The organism is Stenotrophomonas sp. 116085_Sma (assembly GCF_056479585.1).
Genome location: NZ_CM151057.1, coordinates 1,926,122 through 1,942,995, shown reverse-complemented (window position 1 = coordinate 1,942,995; position 16,874 = coordinate 1,926,122). Strand labels below are relative to the sequence as shown.

At 57.7% G+C, this 16,874-nt stretch carries 10 protein-coding genes; 4 read left to right on the top strand and 6 right to left on the bottom strand.

Annotated features, from left to right (window positions below):
- Positions 1-92 precede the first annotated feature (92 nt).
- Positions 93-5,750, bottom strand: a complete 5,658-nt coding sequence (locus ACZK0Z_RS09110; protein WP_336339837.1) for a DUF3320 domain-containing protein — start codon at positions 5,748-5,750, stop codon at positions 93-95.
- 87 nt (positions 5,751-5,837) lie between these two features.
- Between ACZK0Z_RS09110 and ACZK0Z_RS09105 the strand changes: the two genes are divergently transcribed.
- Both ACZK0Z_RS09105 and ACZK0Z_RS09100 read left to right on the top strand, forming a co-directional pair.
- The gene (locus ACZK0Z_RS09105) at positions 5,838-6,608 is read left to right on the top strand and encodes an abortive infection family protein (RefSeq protein ID WP_197632146.1); all 771 of its coding nucleotides are present in this window, start codon (positions 5,838-5,840) and stop codon (positions 6,606-6,608) included.
- Between the two features lie 422 nt (positions 6,609-7,030).
- Positions 7,031-7,288, top strand: coding sequence for a helix-turn-helix transcriptional regulator (locus ACZK0Z_RS09100; RefSeq protein WP_238378684.1), 258 nt, complete (start codon positions 7,031-7,033; stop codon positions 7,286-7,288).
- Between the two features lie 707 nt (positions 7,289-7,995).
- Here ACZK0Z_RS09100 and mobQ read toward each other — a convergent pair.
- Complete coding sequence (gene mobQ, locus ACZK0Z_RS09095; RefSeq protein ID WP_049404462.1) at positions 7,996-9,582, bottom strand: MobQ family relaxase; 1,587 nt, start codon at positions 9,580-9,582, stop codon at positions 7,996-7,998.
- 261 nt (positions 9,583-9,843) lie between these two features.
- Between mobQ and ACZK0Z_RS09090 the strand changes: the two genes are divergently transcribed.
- Positions 9,844-10,098 carry a hypothetical protein gene (locus ACZK0Z_RS09090; RefSeq protein ID WP_049404464.1) on the top strand — a complete coding sequence of 85 codons (255 nt, stop codon included), beginning with the start codon at positions 9,844-9,846 and terminating at the stop codon, positions 10,096-10,098.
- 90 nt (positions 10,099-10,188) lie between these two features.
- On the opposite strand, the gene ACZK0Z_RS09085 is transcribed toward ACZK0Z_RS09090, so the two are convergent.
- The 3 genes from ACZK0Z_RS09085 to ACZK0Z_RS09075 all read right to left on the bottom strand — a co-directional run bounded on the left by ACZK0Z_RS09085 (position 10,189) and on the right by ACZK0Z_RS09075 (position 14,003).
- Positions 10,189-10,371 (bottom strand): hypothetical protein, encoded by a 183-nt coding sequence (locus ACZK0Z_RS09085; protein WP_049404465.1) that lies wholly within the window; start codon positions 10,369-10,371, stop codon positions 10,189-10,191.
- 63 nt (positions 10,372-10,434) lie between these two features.
- On the bottom strand, positions 10,435-11,559 hold the full coding sequence (locus ACZK0Z_RS09080) for a restriction endonuclease (RefSeq protein WP_049404467.1): 1,125 nt from the start codon (positions 11,557-11,559) through the stop codon (positions 10,435-10,437).
- Positions 11,560-11,717: 158 nt separating this feature from the next.
- Complete coding sequence (locus ACZK0Z_RS09075; protein ID WP_152905346.1) at positions 11,718-14,003, bottom strand: AAA family ATPase; 2,286 nt, start codon at positions 14,001-14,003, stop codon at positions 11,718-11,720.
- A 354-nt stretch (positions 14,004-14,357) separates the two neighbouring features.
- Here ACZK0Z_RS09075 and ACZK0Z_RS09070 point away from each other — a divergent pair, with 354 nt between their 5' ends.
- Positions 14,358-15,758, top strand: coding sequence for a site-specific integrase (locus ACZK0Z_RS09070; RefSeq protein WP_049404471.1), 1,401 nt, complete (start codon positions 14,358-14,360; stop codon positions 15,756-15,758).
- A gap of 416 nt (positions 15,759-16,174) precedes the next feature.
- Here the strand turns inward: ACZK0Z_RS09070 and ACZK0Z_RS09065 are convergent, their stop codons facing one another.
- Positions 16,175-16,828: a mobilome CxxCx(11)CxxC protein gene (locus ACZK0Z_RS09065; protein ID WP_080354474.1), complete on the bottom strand. Its 654-nt coding sequence runs from the start codon at positions 16,826-16,828 to the stop codon at positions 16,175-16,177.
- Positions 16,829-16,874 lie beyond the last annotated feature (46 nt).

The window sequence follows — 16,874 nt, the reverse complement described above, 5'->3', positions numbered from 1 at the left end:
CTTTTTCCCACCGCTGGGCTCCGCCGTCAGTGGCGGGTGACTAAGACCAGCATTGCCTACTTCCCCCTCTCTTTACAGCAGCTCCAGCACGCTCACTGTTGAATAGGTCGCTCCGCCAACAATCCATTCCGCAGGACCAAGACACCGCGCGCCAAAAGTGTTTCGGCCCTACCCACTAGAGCAGCACGCAGCTGCGCGCTCGTCGTTCGGAAGCCCAGCCGGCGCGACACGTGAAGCGCTACTTCATCCAATGATGCCCCTAAGTTCTCGCGCACCAGTTCCAAGATCGCGACATCCATCTCCATGGGTGGAAGCAACTCAGGTCGACGCAAGCTCAGAGAATGAACGCAGCTTCTGTCCCTCACTCGAACAGCGCGACCGGGCCACAGGAGGAACTCCCCATCCTGCAACACCAGACCGTCTTCAACCGCCCGCCGGATGCCCTCATCCACCGCACTCTGGATGCGCCCTCCGGCTCGTTGCAAGCCCCATAGAGAACGAATTCGAACAACGGCCTCTGACCGATGGATCGGGCCCTCGACGTGAACCAAGTCGCGCACAAAACCTGCCATCCGCATTGCAGGAACTGCATGCAGCTCCTGTTGCTGACTGGGCACCGCGAAGTTGGCTTCCACATAAGGCTCGGTGCTGGGCAGCTCGTCAGAGCTAACCAGACCCACTTCGACGAAGTCGTCGTGTTCCACGCTCTCGATGTTGACTGGAACGGCGCGTGATCGAGAGACCGTCTCTGCCTCAAAGGGGTCCGGCTCCAGTTTTGAACGCTCGATGACGCGCACCAGGGCATCAAGTTCCGCGGCAGGCCTGAGGAACCATTCCGCACTCCATACCCTGTGGACTTGCCAGCCCTTATCACGGAGCGCCTGGTCACGTAGACGGTCTCGATCACGCGCACCGTTGGACCTTCGGTAGGAGTCTCCGTCGCATTCGATACCAATGATGTAGCGCCCTGGCCTCTCCGGATCGGCGATGGCAATGTCGACGAAGAAGCCGGCCACCCCCACATGCATGTGAAGGTCGTAGCCACGAGCGATGAGCGCTTTTGCAACCTCCTGCTCAAACGTCCTTTTGCGCTGTTCGACAGCCTCGTCGGCGATATGGAGGCGCCCTGTGCGGGCATAGTGCAAGAACAGTTTGAGTGCAGCAGTGCCCTTGCCCTTGCCTCGACTGAGATCGATGTCTTCGTCAGTGATGGACGAAAAGACCTCACATCGTTGTTTGGCGCGACTGATGAGCACGTTGAGACGTCGTTCACCGCCTTCGCTGCTGACCGGTCCGAAGTTCATGCTCACGCCGCCGCGCGAATCTTGGCCATAGCCGATAGAGATGAAGATGACATCGCGTTCGTCGCCCTGGATGTTCTCCAAGCTTTTGACGAAGAACGGCTCGTGGGCGTGTGCCGTGAAGAAACCTTCGGTCTCAGGATGTTGGCGACGCAGCAGCTCCACTTCGTCAAAGATTGCCCGCCGTTGCTGGGTCGAGAAAGCGGCAGCCCCCAAGGTAAGATGCGGTGTCGTTTGTGCGTGAGCAATGACCGCCATGGCAACAGCCTTCGCCTCACGCGCGTTGGTGCTAGTGCCACCACGATCATAGACGGCGTCGGGCAGGTGGTGGAACCGCAGACCCACGCCCGCCTCACTCGTGTATGGGCTTGGCACGATCACTAGCTTGTTCTCGTAGAACTGACTATTGGACACCGCAATTAGAGACTGGTGGCGGCTTCGGTAGTGCCACTGGAGCATTCTGTCCGGTAGCCCCCGCGCGAGGCAAAGTCCCAAGATACTCTCAACATCCGCCGGCGCTGCGGACTCATCCACATGTGTGGACGAATCGCCCAGAGCTCTTGAGAAGAACCGCGTGGGCGGCAATTGACGCTCGTCGCCTACGATGACCAGTTGCTTGGCGCGGGCAATGGCACCCAAGGCGTCGATTGGCTGGACCTGACTAGCCTCGTCGATGACCAAAAGATCAAATTCCACCGCACCTGGGGGTAAAAACTGCGCCACCGACAGCGGGCTCATCATGAAAACCGGCTTGAGTGCTTGGATGGCAGGCGCCGCCGACACCATCAGTTGGCGAATAGGGAGGTGGCTTCTCTTCTTCGCCATCTCGCCGAGAATCACCGCCACAGGGCCCGCCGCCCCGTTCTTCGACGGGATTCGCTCGCGATGCGAGCGGGAAACCTGCCTCCGAGCCAAGTCAATGCGGCTTCGATCTAGCTCGCAGAACGACTCGACAAGCTCGGTCTGCTTCTTACCGTCGAACGTCGCCAGTTCAGGGGCCCGCGCCACCATTGCTGACAGAACCGCCTCATAATAGGCTAGATCGAACGTGCCCCGAGCCTCATCAGGAGTTAAGACACCGGTCGCCAGCGCATCGACGAAGTTCTTCAGTCCACGTCGTTTGGCCACATTTGCTTGAGCTATGTAAGCAACCCATTGCGGGAGCCCTTCCGGATCTGCTTCCCACGCTTTGAGCTGGCCTATCGCGGCATTCACGGAGACGTCAGCGGTATTCGATGCGACCTCGTCGTTGCCTGCAAATCGTAAAATAGTGAATAGCTCAGAAAGCTCGATGTCCAGCCTTTCAGCTTCCTCAAGCTGATTTGTCGCCTGCTCAAGCATCTGCTGGGCGTCGACGGTGCGCGAGGCCAGCATCCTCAAGTCAGCGTTGGTAGTCATCCAGAGACAAGCATCTTGGAGCGCAGCAGCATCCGAAGCGAAGCCTCGCCACAGGTCACCGAACGCGGCTTCGCCTTGCCGGTCGACTTGAGCCAGTGCGGCAAGTGCCGCCTGAGTGCTGGTCAGAGCGTCGATGCGTTCGAGGGCCAGTGACACGGTCATCGCCTTAGCGTTATTCAGCGAATCGCACGCCGAAATTGCCTGTTCGAACGGGGCCGTGTCGTCTAACAATCGATGCAGCGGGACCCTTGGAAGCGAGGACTCTACTGCGCTCCACAGCATCTGCCCGCTAGTGAGCAATGATTCATGTATGGGAGACAAAAGGGCTTGGACTTCGGCCAGTCCCGGGCCAAGGCGAGCCGCCAACTCAGCCGCTAAGCCCTTATCACCAATGGCGGCGACTTGCTCGCGCGCACCCAGCCCAAGCGGGCGCATGCCACGCATCCAAGCTACAACGCCTCTTAAGAAAGCGGCATCAGAACGATCACGCTCCCAGTTGGCGCCGAACGCTTCCTCACCCTGAGCATTTCCCTCGTCGAGCCGGCGGAGCGCTGCCTGGGCGTCAAGGAGTTTGTCCAGTGCTGGCAACAAATGATCAGCTGGAAGCTTTGGATTTCGCAGCTGCGCGCGGACCAGCCGATTTGCGGCACGCCACTCGCCGCTTAAAAAGCGCAAGAAGCTCCCGGTACGACTGGCGATTTGCAGCCGAGCGCCCTCAAAGTTGGAAGACCATGCAGAGTCGCGGAACACCTCACTTAGTTCACGGCGGGCTGCCTGGACCTGTTGCACCCATTCGACCAAGTTCTGGACCGAATCAACGCCTCGCTCCCAAATACGAGCAACCAAAGCATCGCGATCAATCTGTGGCGCTGAGCTGGCGCGCTCCGCAAGCGCACAGACATGAGCCATTACCTCGAATGTTAGCGGCCGCTGCTCCCCTACCAACTGGGCTAGACGTTCTAGGTCAGACCCCATGCCTGACAGCTTCTGGTGCGCATCGCGCATCACAGACAGTTCCCTGACGAGGACGAAGTCACCAGGAACACTCGACAACTCTTGCCTCGTTTGCTCCCATACGCGTTCAACTGCCGAATCGGCCGCAAATTCGTTACAAGTTCGGCGCAGCTCCTGCGCACGCCGAACGTCTTCGACCAGGCTCTCGAGGCCCGAAGGAGTCTCCCAAGACGCGTCGGCGAGTGCACCGGGTCCGAGTGCCGGTGCCGTCAGCAGAACCTTGGTTCGGTCAATTGCGGCTTGTGGCGCATCTAGGCTGTCCGAGAACGTAAGGTCGAGAGCGCTGGTCAGTTCGACAGTGCGTTGCCTCCATTCCTCCAGAGTAGTGGCGAGTTCAGCGATCTCCCCAATCAACCGGTCCCGATCGTTCGGCAGCAGCGCGTCATTCCCGACACCGGCCCAGGCGTGCTGGTCGGGGATACCCATTGCAAGGACTCGGTCGCACAGGTCCTGAAGCAGCTTCTGGTTTTCCTCTACCCTGTCCCACGCCCACTCGAGCGGCGAATCAAGCCGGATGCGGGCCGTGACATATCCCTCCCGACGCAGCCGAACAAGGTTGCCGAACACTTCGTAGGGCGTCAGTCTCGACGGAAGCATTTCTTGGTGCAGGCGCGAGGCATGGGCGTTAAGCAAATCGCGTCGCTCAGTGAGCTGACGAACGATCGGCCCGCTGTCCTCATTGGCCAGCGGGCTCAAGTTCCATGTGAGCCGAAGTTCTTCCAGCAGGGCTCGCTTGTTCGCCTTGTTGCTGTGAAGTTCAAGACAGGCGGCGCCGAGTCGAACTTGGTCCAAGCGCCTCTTCACAACTTCTAGAGCCGCCAATTTCTCCGCCACGAACAACACGCGCTTCTTATCGGCAATTGCCCCCGCGATAACATTCGCGATGGTTTGAGACTTGCCGGTTCCCGGCGGCCCTTGAACGACGATGCTCCGCCCCTTGAGTACGTCATGGACAACGAGGGACTGGGAGCTGTCGCTGTCGACGACATGGCGCATATGTTCCGGGCTTACAGTGGCGTCAATGTCCTCTTCGCTTGTCGAAATAGCAGCGCCGGGAAATCCATCCGAAACTACGCCCCGAAGTGCAGGGAGCGCTCCTAAGCCACCAGACTGCTCCCAGCTCGCAGGGTCTAGATCCCGATACATCATGAACTTCGCAAACGAGAATAGGCCCAATACCGCATCGTCCGGCACGACTGCCCAGTCAGGCTTACCCTCAATCAGGGACGCAACCTTGGACAGGTAGTCATCGATGTCGAGGCTTTCGAACTCATCGATTTCTGGCAGCTTAATCTCAAACTGACGTTGCAGGAAGAGCTGGAGCGACAGGTTGGCGACGATCTCATCACCCTGCCATCTGAGGTGGAATTTCTCGCCTGCGTTGCTGCGCTCCAACGCGACGGGCACCAGCACGAGTGGAGCATATCGGTCGATCTTAGGGGTGGTCGGCGCACGCCATTTTAGATAGCCAATACCGAGGTAGAGCACGTTGATGCCCTGCTCTTCTTGAAGCGTGCGGGCATCAACGTAAAGATCTAAGAGTCGCTTCTGCAAGCCGGTCGGTGTCAAGCGCGTCATCAACTGGGCGTCCCAGTGGCTAACGCGGCGCCCCTGCTCGTCCAGCTCTAAGTTCGGCTGCGCCAGAAGTTCGAGGTCGTCCAGCTCATCCTCGACAAGCGTGAGGTCAGCTTCCGCATCAACACCCTTTACCTGGACGGCGCCGGCTGAGTCGGACTGATCGCCTTCCTCGCCTACGGCATCGTCTGCGGCTGTCTTTGGGTCGGCCCTACCTGCAGCGAAAGTGAAGCGCTTTCCATCGATGACGAGCGTCTGATACATCGCCTTCGCGAGCTCATTGACCACTTCCACCGTCTTAGCGTGGCCGGACCTAGGGACGCTAAGCAACCGGTTGCGGGTCGATAGGTCCAGCAGCTCGAGGCGGGCCCGATTGACCTTGTCAATCAGCGAGCCTCGCTCCCGGAGCACAGATCCGCTCTCCGGGGCGTCGACCGTCCCTTCCTCAAACGACTTATCCATGTCTCCCCCCCTATGGCCCGGAACTGGGCGCCAAGGCTATAGTGCCTCCATCTGGGCCGGCCTTCCAGCCGGCGACCAAAGGTATCCATGGAAGGCCTACGCCCGACTGAAATACATTGGATCATCAGCCACTACATTGGCGTGTCAGGCGGTTACCTGGGCGATTTCACCTATTCATCCCACCGTGAGTTCTATGCCGCCTATTGCGACCTAACGATCGATCCGGAAGACTATCCGGGCACCACGCGGCAACGCTTCTTGGCGGTGCTCTCTTCCGCCGATCCGCAGACTCAGGCGGCGATAGTGCGAGGCGTTGCCCGCCGATTTCCGGTGGGGTCAGAGGTCCAGCGGACCCTAGATGCACGTTCGAAGCTGCTTGCCATGGCAAAGCGATGCAACCAAGTAGCCGCCGTAGAGCCGACGTCACCCAGGTTAGCTAGCGAGCTGGTGCGTCAAGCCTTGGCCGATGCTGCATCGCTGCTGGAGGTGCAGGGTCCAGTGAGTGCCTTGGATCGCGTTCACACGGCCCTCCATGGTTATTTGAAAACGGTATGCCAATCGGCAGGGCTGAACCTGGCTTCGCTGCCAGCAGATCCTGGAGTCACTCAAGTTTTTAAACTGATGCGAGAAAGCCATCCTGCGCTGCGCGATATGGGCGTCCAAGACGACGCAATGCGCAAGATTGTCTTTTCCATCGGAAATATCCTAGATTCGCTTAATACGCTCCGTAACAGAGGGAGCCTAGCTCACGCCAACGATCAGCTTGTCGAACGCGATGAGGCGCTGCTTGCCATCAATCTAACCCGCAGCATCATTCAATACCTAGATAGCAAAATCGTGACTGATCGCAATACGTAGGACTGCAGCCGACAGTCTACCGTCAGCGGCCTGATGTTGAGAGGCTGGGACGAAAGATCCACTTAGACTGCGCCAGTTATCACTGATTGACACACTCACCTTGCTGAGCTCTCGCCCCCCTTCTAGCGAACTCGCGCATTCGGTGCACCAGCTCCTCCTGTGCTTCCTTGGGCAATCGTGCCATCACCAGGGTGGACTCTGCCATGGGTTCGCTGACAGCCTGGAAGTAGGCGACGGGACGCGCGTCGTCAGCTGCTGCAATGCGGTGGTGTTGGCCGCAGTCCTTCCAGCCACATCGGTCACATCGCTGCGCAAAGCAATGATCAGCCCTGCCTGCGACGTGATCGTCTCGTCATGCTGGGTAACCTTGGTGCTGAGATCTGAGATCTGAGATCGCCTGAGCGTTATCATTGCCTTGGCCGATGATCGACATCGTTCTGCAGTTCCAGCTTGGGGAGGCCATCATGGGCGCGGCTGAAAGACTGGAAGAGCTGCTATCGCTTGATCACGTGAGCCAGATGACCGGTATGGACACCACCTTTATCTGCGGAGAGATCAAGGCCGGCCGCTTCCCGCGCTCTATCCGCATCGGACGCCGCGCACTCTGGATACAATCCGAGGCGCAAGGCCGGGTTCGGCAGCAGATCGTGCAGAATCGATCTTTGCAGGTGAATGGGTAAGCGGGCGGGTAGCGAAGGCCGTAGAAACAGAAAAGCCCCTGTGTCCAGGGGCCTTTTGAAATCAGTGGCGGAGAGAGTGGGATCGGATCACCTTCGACCCAACCCCTTCAAACCGTTGCAGAAAGCCTGCTTGGCAGGTTTCCTTTCATTGTTTCCTCGATCATAGCGCCTTGTCCGGGGCTTCATCCATCCTCCCATAGCGAGGATGGAGCCCGAAGCGAACCCAAAAAGACTTTGACTAAAGCTCACTTTTGTGAATAGGACCTCACATCGATGCCTTGCCTTTCGATTCCGACGCGCTTTCATACAAAGACCAATTACGCTTTGAGGAAATCGTCTGTGTTGTCCAACCCCCAGTTCCAAATCGCCAGCCAGCTCCTGATAGGCCTGATGTGCAGGACCAAGTCTTATGAGCGATCCAACCAGGTCGCGGACGTGCGACAGGCGCTTGAAGTTTCAGCGGAGTTGATTCGCCAATGGGAAGGAGATCGCCTGCCGAACTGCGCCTACACACCGCCTGCGCCGGCCTCCCCGGCAACCACCCGGGAAGCGCTGGTGGACCGGTCATTCGTCTCCACCGAAGAGTGGCGGCGAAACCGAGCGGCGCGTTGCACCCCTGCCCCACCTACACGAAAGACTGGACCCACCGTTCACTAAAGATCGATCCCCGGAATGCAAGGAGCCCCGCAATGCGGGGCTCGTCGCGTCTAGTGGAGCCTGGGACCGCGTCGCGCCGGGCTCGGTGTCGGAGGGCTTGCGGCTAGTGCCGGCGCTGGCGCTACCTGCGGCCTGCCCTGTGGCGCATTGTGAGTCACCGCCAAGCGAATCGTGCACCTCTCCAAGAACACCTTGCTGGACACCTCCAGCTCACCTCCGCGCAGGGCCAGCTCGTTGGCAAGTGACGCTTGTTGTTCTGGCCCAGCCGCAGCCTGAGCGTAGGCCAACTCCCTCGTTCGCTGCTCCAAGGCAGCCAACCGCCGACCACGTCGCTGCGTCCAATCACCGCCGTGCCAGGACACACCGGGCTCTGGGCAGTTGGACACGAAGTCATTCCAGGACTGCTCGGCCATGTGGCGTAGCCGGATCGCGCGGCGAACCGCTTGGAGACGTTTGGGAAAGCGGACCAACGCTGCCGCAAAGCGCTTTAGGCACAGCAGCAATCGACTGAGCGCCGCACGGTGCTCCTTGCAGTCCTGCGGCACAATCTCCCCAAACGCCAGCGCCCTGACCGCCCTGATAGTGACCTGCAAGCCATTCGCAGCCAAATCATCCTGAAGCAGCGTGCCTTGCTGGACCACTTCGCTCCCGAGCGCTTCGACCGACACCGCCACGACGTCGTCTGCACTACTGGGCCGGCGCCGGTCGATGGCGTTGGCCATTCCCGCTGACATCACGATTTCGCCATCGGAGAAAGACAGCGTCTTGCCCGATGCTGAGCGCCTCATCTCGCGTCTGGCCTGCTCCTCGCCATGGCCGTGCGGCGTTGCCATGACCCGCCCCTCTTGTCCAAAATGGCTAAGGAGGTCGTCGAAGGCTTCTTGGTTGTCCTCCTCAATGGACCGGTTACGATCTCCGAGCTCGGAACGCCCGCCGCGGCTCTCGATTGCAGAAGCGTCCTTCCCCAAGTGCCGCGTGGGAGTCCGTGAGAGTACTGCGGCAGCAACCAGGTCACCCCGGGCCAGCGCTTCCTTCGCCTGAACCTCCAAGCTGCGATGATCGATCCTAACGTCAAGGTGCGCGGCTTCCAGGTGTGCGTTGGTCTTGGCGGCCACCAGCTCTCTGACCCACTCCACCTCCGCCCGGCCGGAAGGCCCGCCATCCAATTCGCGAGTTTTGTCCATAAAGCCTTCCGGCCCGATCCTACGTGTAGTCGCCAGCACATGGACATGCCAGTTGAGTCCTTCTTTGCTGCCAGGGCTGTGGATGCTGGCTTGGGCGGCAAAGCCGTAGCGGTCGACCAAAGCCCTGGTCACCTCTGTGGCGAGGGAAGAGCGCTGCTCGTCGGAGAGCTCGTGCGGCAGTGCAAACTCAAACTCCCTTGCGATGGTGGAATCCTTGCGACGCTCTGCCGCCTCGGCCTCCGTCCAGAGCGCCGCAGGAATCAACGCCCAATCCGGAGCATCGTCGGGCACGATGCAACGCGTCTCGACCACTCCGTCTCGCCGGCGATAGTCGTGACGGAGCCCTGTGCGCTCATCTTCAAGAAGAAGCCCAGCGCGGTAGGCGGCCGCCGCGATGGACGAGTGTCCCTTGGCCCGGCTGAAGGTCTTTACGTTCGCGTGATAGATCGCCATGCGGCTCCAAAGCAGTGGATGTTGCTTTGTTTATGCCCTGGCTTTTGATTTTCGCAAGCGCTGAAAGCGCTTGGGGTTCAAGGGGCGTCGCCCCTTGCGCACGCGTCACGTGGTGACGCCTAGGTGCGCTCTTGCTCTTTTCTTCTGAGCCTTGTTTTTCAGATCTCTTCAGTTTCGATAAGGCCGAAAATTTTCTAGTTCGCTGAACTTGACGCACGCGATTTCTCTGGTTGACTCGTAAGCACCCAGAGGAGAAAAGCAATGACAGAGCACACCCACTACCACCAGAGAATCCAAAGGGCCACCGAACGCCTGGCCCAGCTACAAGCGCGAGACCTTCTGGCTAATCATCGCCAGACCGCCAAGATGAAGAACGAAAAGAAACGCGCAGAAATTCGCCGTCGAGGCGAAATCGCCGACATCGTTTTTGCCACAGGAGCGCACATGCTGAGCGACGAAAATCTTACCCAAGCCCTTCAAGACTTCATGGAGAGACAGCATCACGTCACGCACTGACTGAAGCTTCTCCGCGATGCAGCCTTAAGAGCCCCTTGCCCTCAAGCCGAGGCAGGCACACTGAGCTCCGGGCGGCACTTGATGCGCGTGCTACTCCGGCGACCCTGGCACGATCGGCACGGCCTTGAAATCGATGACCAGCCAGTCATATTCACGCGAAAGGGCCTCCGCTATTGCTTCGGGGCCCGAGCACGTGATCTCCACCTCGGACGGAAGCGAGGCAACCTCGTCGTCTGCGTCCCAACGAATGTCAAACACCTTGAATATGGTCACTCGCTCCCCCTCATATCTAAACGCTCGGTCGAACCCAAAGCGTCTTTGATCCAGACGCTGGGGCTAATCCCAGTGATCATATCCCACGGGCAGGCCGTCCCAAGGAGCATAGTAGTTACGCTTACCCCAGTAATGGAGCCTGCCGCCACTCTCCTTTCTAAGCGCCCTGAAGACGGGGCCGCCTGGCATTTCATTAATGACGGTGCCGTCCAGCAGGGGCACCTTTGAACCGCGATACGCGTCGCCAGCGACCACCTCGGAAGGGATGTGAACGAGCAACGCCCCGGTGGTTGTCTCCCGCAGCACAATGCAGAAACCGCCACGTGGACTGCAACATACGACCCGATTGAGTTCCGCTCCATCCCTGATTCGCTTCAGCAGTGGAAGGAAAGATTCCATTGCCATGGCGTGGGCGCGTTGCTTCACTGCCAGATGTGTCGCCTCCTGACACCATTCCTGTAGATCCGTCGTATCCGCCAGCTGGAGGAAGCCCTCTCGGCCTGCCCAGTCGCGAGTGCCAGGCAGGTAACGGGATGTCGTGACGAACAGACCATTGGCCCCCTCCCGCTTCGAGTGCGCTTCAAGCGCTGCGACGGCTTCAAGTCCGATCGGCTTATGCGCACCATAGCGCTTGGCTTGGATCAGGGTAAGGCTATCCCCCAAGGGAGACTCTTGCCATACACGAACGTCTACGCCTCCGTCGCCGCTACCCGGCCCCACCTTCGTCTTCCAGCCACGCGCAGCAAAAATGCTGCTGATGAGTTCCTCAAACTTTCGGTGAGGTAGGCGGTAAAAGTCTTCCGGCCTCTGAGCAAAGTAGGAGTAGACGTCGCCTGACACGTCCGCCACGTCGGCCTCAATCAGTCGACATGTCCACCTCCATTGAGCCCACGCATCAAACTGACGCTGAAGTTCTGACTCCTGGTCAATCAGGTAGTAGTTGGCAGTTACCGAGTCATCAAACTCCATGTATACGCCGACCTTCTCAAGCTCATCCGAAAGCTCGTCGGCTTCTGCCATCCCTTCGTAAAGGACTCGGCGGGCCTCTCCCTCTGACCAAAAGGTCAACAATGGCTCACCGTCACCTGGTTCGGAGTCGTAGTGCTTCAGCGGATCCTTGTGACCCGAGTCGTGAAGCAAGTCATGCTTGTTGCCCCACGCTTCGGTGATCGCCTTAACCTGAGCCACCAGCTTCTCTAGTTTAGCGTCAGGCCTGACAGGACTTTTTCCCACGAGGGGCCTCCCTAGAGATTACATTGCTCGGAACCGAATCAAGCAGCGAGTAGTCCCGGTGCCGGCTGCATCCGCTGGCACGCCCAGCCGCCCAGCCGCATGCCGAAAACACGTCAATCTCCGTCAACTCCAAGCGCTTCATTCTCTAACAAGCCCATCTTCATTTTGTAATGGTCTTGGTGCCCGGCTCTGTCAAATAGCATCTCCAACTTCGTGAAATAGTAGTTTAGATCGAACTGGCCCCAGTCCACATGAGCGATATTGACGTCATCTCGGTGGCTACCTCGATGTAAATATCGCTCCAAGGGCTTGAATGTCGCATCCGCCTTCGACATTTCGCCCAGCACTGCGCTCATTTCTTTCCTACGGCCGGTGAATGCGAAGAATGTCTCCACAACGCAGCGCATGGTGTTCGGCATGACTTGCACAGGGACTCGGCCGTCTCGCACATCGCGAATTGTTTGCCAAAGTGCGTCGTAGTCATTGGCGAACTCTTGACCGCTCATCGGCATGACTTGGCTGCAATCATTCTTTACGACTCGCAGCAATTGACACTTCTTTGGCACAGTGGCCCACTCACGATAGCCTAGCTGTAGAACGAGCTCGTGCAGGAAGAAGAGGTTGTGAGTTAAAGCAAGAACTTGACGAACCTTCTGCCCACCGGGCGGCTTGATCAATTCCTGCACGATGACTGACGCGATGTCGTAGACGTAGTTGTGCGAAAGGCTCGATATGGGGTCATCGATGACCACAATGGTCCGCGCCAAGTCAATGGACTGCCCCTGCTCGGCCGCCCCCTTCAAAAGCTCCATAAAATAGAAGAAGGAAATGAGCGTCTTCTCACCCTCGCTGAGAGACTGAGTCGTGCTTTCACCAAGACCGGGACGCTTCAAACAGTAGAGGCTGCCCTCTCCTGCCTTCCGGTCAATGGTGAAGGTATCAATACCGAGCCCTTTGAGCCGTGTGTTGATAGCGGCAACGGACGCGTCTACTCCCTCTTGGTTCTTCTTTAGCCCCACCAAAGCGGCAGCGGCATCGCCTTTGGAGCTGGAGGCGGCCTTCTGCTTGATGACCCACTCGCCCCTTTGCTCATTGAGCGGTGCCACCGCTGCATCGTAAGAGGTGTATGCATTTGCTCGATCGCGATACAGGATTTTCCAGAAAACCTCCCCGACTGCTTTGCGCTCCTCCTCCTTGTTCGCGATCCGTCGATTGAAGTCACCTATGCGCGTGTTGAGGGCATCCAGCGCTGCTGTCATCAAACCCATGTCAACGCTGACAACCTCGAAGGATTCTCCAGGACGCTCTTGCTTCAATCGCATTGTTGCCAGATTCGCCTTGAGCTTGGCAATCACAGCTTCGGACGCAACCTTCAGATCGGTCTCTTTAGCCAAGGGCTCGGCCAAAGCGGACGCGATTTGGCTCTCTAGATTAGATATGTCAGTGGCGTAGCTGGTCACGTAGGAGGCAATGGATTCAATCTTTTCCTGTCTGGTCCCTTCAAACAGACTTAGAAGCTCATCCATGAACCCATGAGGCAGGCCTTGTTGGCAGAACGGACATTGATCGTCCTGGACAAAGGACCGCCCTTTATCCACCCAGTCTGCGTTTTTGAGCGCTTCAATTAGTGCTGACAGGCTGCTGTCACTGGAGACCTCCACTACTTCCTGCCAAAGCTCACGGGCCTCTATCAATGAGAAACTACCTGTAGAGAGTGAGTGCTTCGCCTTAGGTTGCTCGTCACCGGAAACATCAGCCAGCCGCCTGATCAGCTCACCTATGTCATCCAGATCCTCGTCGGGCGAAACCTCCAGCTTCCGCAGATCCTCGAAGAACTTGGGTTTTCCGCGCCCATAGCCTTTCAGGTAGCCCGCAAACTCGCCGGTGTCGTAGGCCTTAAAGGCCTTCCATACCTCTTCCTGGGCAGCAATCAGCGCCTTGTCAAGGCGGCCATCAATCGCCTCGATGGCGACGCGCGCTGCTTCAGTCGCTTCGTCTGCATCCCTGCTTATCTGCTCCTGCCGCTCTATTTCCTTTTGGGTTGCTACATCCGTCTCGCCAATGGTAAAAATCCCTGGCATGCCATCCGCTTCGCCAATCACGGACTGGACAAACTCGTGGTTGTAGACATGAAATCTGAACCGCCCCTCCCCCACCGTTGTGACTTTACAGCCGGTGAACTTCGGGTCACCGACAGCAAGTCCGCGTATGACCTCACCGATTGCAGTCTTTCCGGCCCCGTTCTGGCCATAGAAGAACACTGGCTTTCGGTTCTCAGTCTCTAAAAAGATGCGTGTCGACTGAGTTGGGTGAAAGCTCTTGTGGTTAAGAATCGATATCTCGCTAATCATTACACTCCCCCCGAAGCTGTTGCGGAGAGTATGACCGTTGTCCAGCACGGGCAGCCACCCTACTAAGGGCTGCTAGCTAACAAAAGATGGAGAAGACACTAACAATAGAGAGGCCCCGTTTAACTGGCATTCATCTAGCGCCGACGTGATTCTAAGCGATTTGTTAGCCAATATCCTGCAAACAGTACAGAATTGACTGCGATAAATCGCCAAACAATCCGCTGAAACACCTTGTTTTAAAGGGTTTTTCAAGGATAACGGATCTAGCGCTTTCTAAGGGCCCACCCCGCCAGCAACTCAACGCCTAGGGACGTTGCCCGGCAGGCAGATTTTTGTATCAACCGGGTTGACGAAATGGCCGCCTGTTTTATCCCTACTTCCATCTACTGATGGAAGTGAACCGTGACCACCCTACCCTCCGCATCACTCACTGATTACATCGCCTCGCCATTTGGCACTCTGCATCTGGAAGGCATCCACATCGGCCGCTTTCGTATCGACCGGGCTGTCATCCACGGCCGCGAGGCGGCCATCAATCTCCAGGAATGCATCTTGGCGGCCTTGGATGAGACCGGCCGGAACCAAGCAATGAGGCGCGGCACTCGGTATCCCGAGCCGTTGCCTATGGGAACCCCGGCTCGCCCCCTAGCCAAGGAGATCGAGGACCATTTGGAGGACATGCGCCGCCGGGAACTGGATCCCAAAACCGTGCTCGCCACCGAGCGCACGCTCAAGCTATTGCTTCGCACCTGCGGCAACATTTCAGCAGCTCGAGTGGACTATCACCACATCCAAGATCTCTGGAAGCTGCTGCGCTGGGCTCCGAGGAACTTGGTGTCAGACCCACTGCTGAAGGACCTTACCTTCGAAGAAGCCATCGCCCTGGGCAAAGAGCAAGACGTGCCGCCGCTGGCCGCCGCCACCAAAGAGCGTCACAGGCGTTTCCTGGTCGCCTTCTTCAATCACCTGGTGAACGGACAAGCCATTGTCTCTTCGCCCATGAAGGCCTTCCGCAAGCCCAAGCAGGATCACACCATTGATCCCGAAAAGGCCATTCGTTTGTTCGAGGACGCAGACCTGCAGGCCATCTTCGACCCCGCAACCTTCATCCCTTGGGCGAAAAAGCCGCAGCACTGGTGGGCACCGATGCTCGGCTTGTATACCGGTGCCAGGGTCAATGAAGTCTGTCAGCTGAAGCTGACCGACATCATCGAGGAGCGCGGCGTTTGGTGTATCGCCTTCCAAAAGACACTCGACCCAGACCTGGCCGCAGATCCAAAGCGGCAGCGGCGAAGCCGACAGAGCATGAAGGGTGCAGGCTGCATGCGCGTCATTCCCATCGCCAAGCCTCTATTGGAGGCAGGCTTTTTGGAGTTCGTGGAGGACATGAAAGTGACCGGGCACCCCCGCTTGTTCCCTCTGCTCTCTGCTGGCGTGAACCGCGCCACGGGGGAGACAAATGCCCGTTACAGCCAACAGTTCGTCGTGGACTTCGGCCGCTATCTGAAGAGCCTAGGCTTTCCAAGAGGGGTCGGATTCCATGCCTTCCGCCACACGCTGGCAACCGAACTCGATGTCCAGGACGTGCCGGAGCGAGAGATTGCCTTGGTCACGGGCCACGCGACTGACAAGCGGGACCGGGTCCAGGTTCTCCGCACCCACTACCTTCACAAGAAGCCGCAGGTGACCCGAGGCAAGCAAATCAGCGCCTTGCAGTTGTATCAGCCCAAAGTAGAGCTGCCCCGTTACCAGCGCGGGCAATTTGCCAAGTGCCTCGCAAATCGGAAAACGTTCTATCCTTGAGGAACAGGCAGGGAGCTTCAGTCATTCCTCAAGCTTTCGGTGAGCACACAGATACAGATTCTAGCAAGTCCGACGTTGCCCGAAGACGCACAATGTTGTTTCTTCATGCACCAAGCTAGCCTTAGCGGTAGACCACTAAGGCTAGGCATATTGCGAAAATTCTACTCAGACGCAGCGCCCCCTCACAGGGGCTTCCCACATGTCCGGCACCTATTCCTCGAAGATGTCGCCCCAACGGGACCAGATTGAACTCCCCCTTCCACCTTGCCGATAGCCCCTGAAAACAGACCCTCCATCACCGGGCCAATGCCTTCTTTCTCTAGAATATGCGCAATAAGCTTGTCCTGATTACGACTGGACAGGCGAGAGAACCACTCATCGAACACTTCAGCAACAGTTGACATAAAATTCCTTGTCTAAGTTTTATTTCCGCAAAGCTGGCAATCGCCCCTCTTGAACTTATATGGGGATAGCCCGCACACACCACACACAACTGACGCGTCACCCGGAAATAGTTGCTTTAAGCTCTGCCTGTAAGCCTTCTTTCGCAACCGTTCACTGAGACCGCCAAGATTGTCTTGATCAACAGTATCCTGACGCGAAACATAGGTAATGAACCAACCCAGATCTTGCTGCGGATCAGCCAAGAGCTTAAGCACCTCACTAGCAATAAAGTTATTGGCAGCTCTTCCAGCAATGAAAGCTTCCTTTTTAACTTCGACCTTCAGTATTAAAGCGGCAACCGACCACAACAAAAGTATAGCGGAGGATAGCTGAGAAGCGACCTCAAAAAACTCTCTGTGCGCCTGCCCCGCCGGAATACTCAGCGCAAGAAGTATGAATATCGGGGTCAGGATCGACCCCAGCACGAGCGAGCTCGAGGATATAGCAATCCAGTAGAGGTTTCTTGAGTAGATAAACGCTGCAGTCAGCGCGTCCATTCTAATCTGTAGAAGCTTTTTTTCTCTACTCTCCCTGTCGTCCGATTGAAGGATGGGAAGCTTCAGGATTGATCTAGCCATAGACCTAACTGCAATCATCGCGACAAAAGCTCTCAACGTCCTCGACATCGTCTGAATCCCTCAGCAGCCCAGCGTGCTCTACCCAACCATTATT

Bases quoted from the DNA above. Each gene is read 5' to 3' on its own strand.
- ACZK0Z_RS09090 (WP_049404464.1), top strand. From the start codon at position 9,844: ATGACAGAGCACACCCACTACCACCAGAGAATCCAAAGGGCCACCGAA.
- ACZK0Z_RS09100 (WP_238378684.1), top strand. From the start codon at position 7,031: ATGATCGACATCGTTCTGCAGTTCCAGCTTGGGGAGGCCATCATGGGC.
- ACZK0Z_RS09065 (WP_080354474.1), bottom strand. From the start codon at position 16,828: ATGTCGAGGACGTTGAGAGCTTTTGTCGCGATGATTGCAGTTAGGTCT.
- ACZK0Z_RS09105 (WP_197632146.1), top strand. From the start codon at position 5,838: ATGGAAGGCCTACGCCCGACTGAAATACATTGGATCATCAGCCACTAC.
- mobQ (WP_049404462.1), bottom strand. From the start codon at position 9,582: ATGGCGATCTATCACGCGAACGTAAAGACCTTCAGCCGGGCCAAGGGA.
- ACZK0Z_RS09110 (WP_336339837.1), bottom strand. From the start codon at position 5,750: ATGGATAAGTCGTTTGAGGAAGGGACGGTCGACGCCCCGGAGAGCGGA.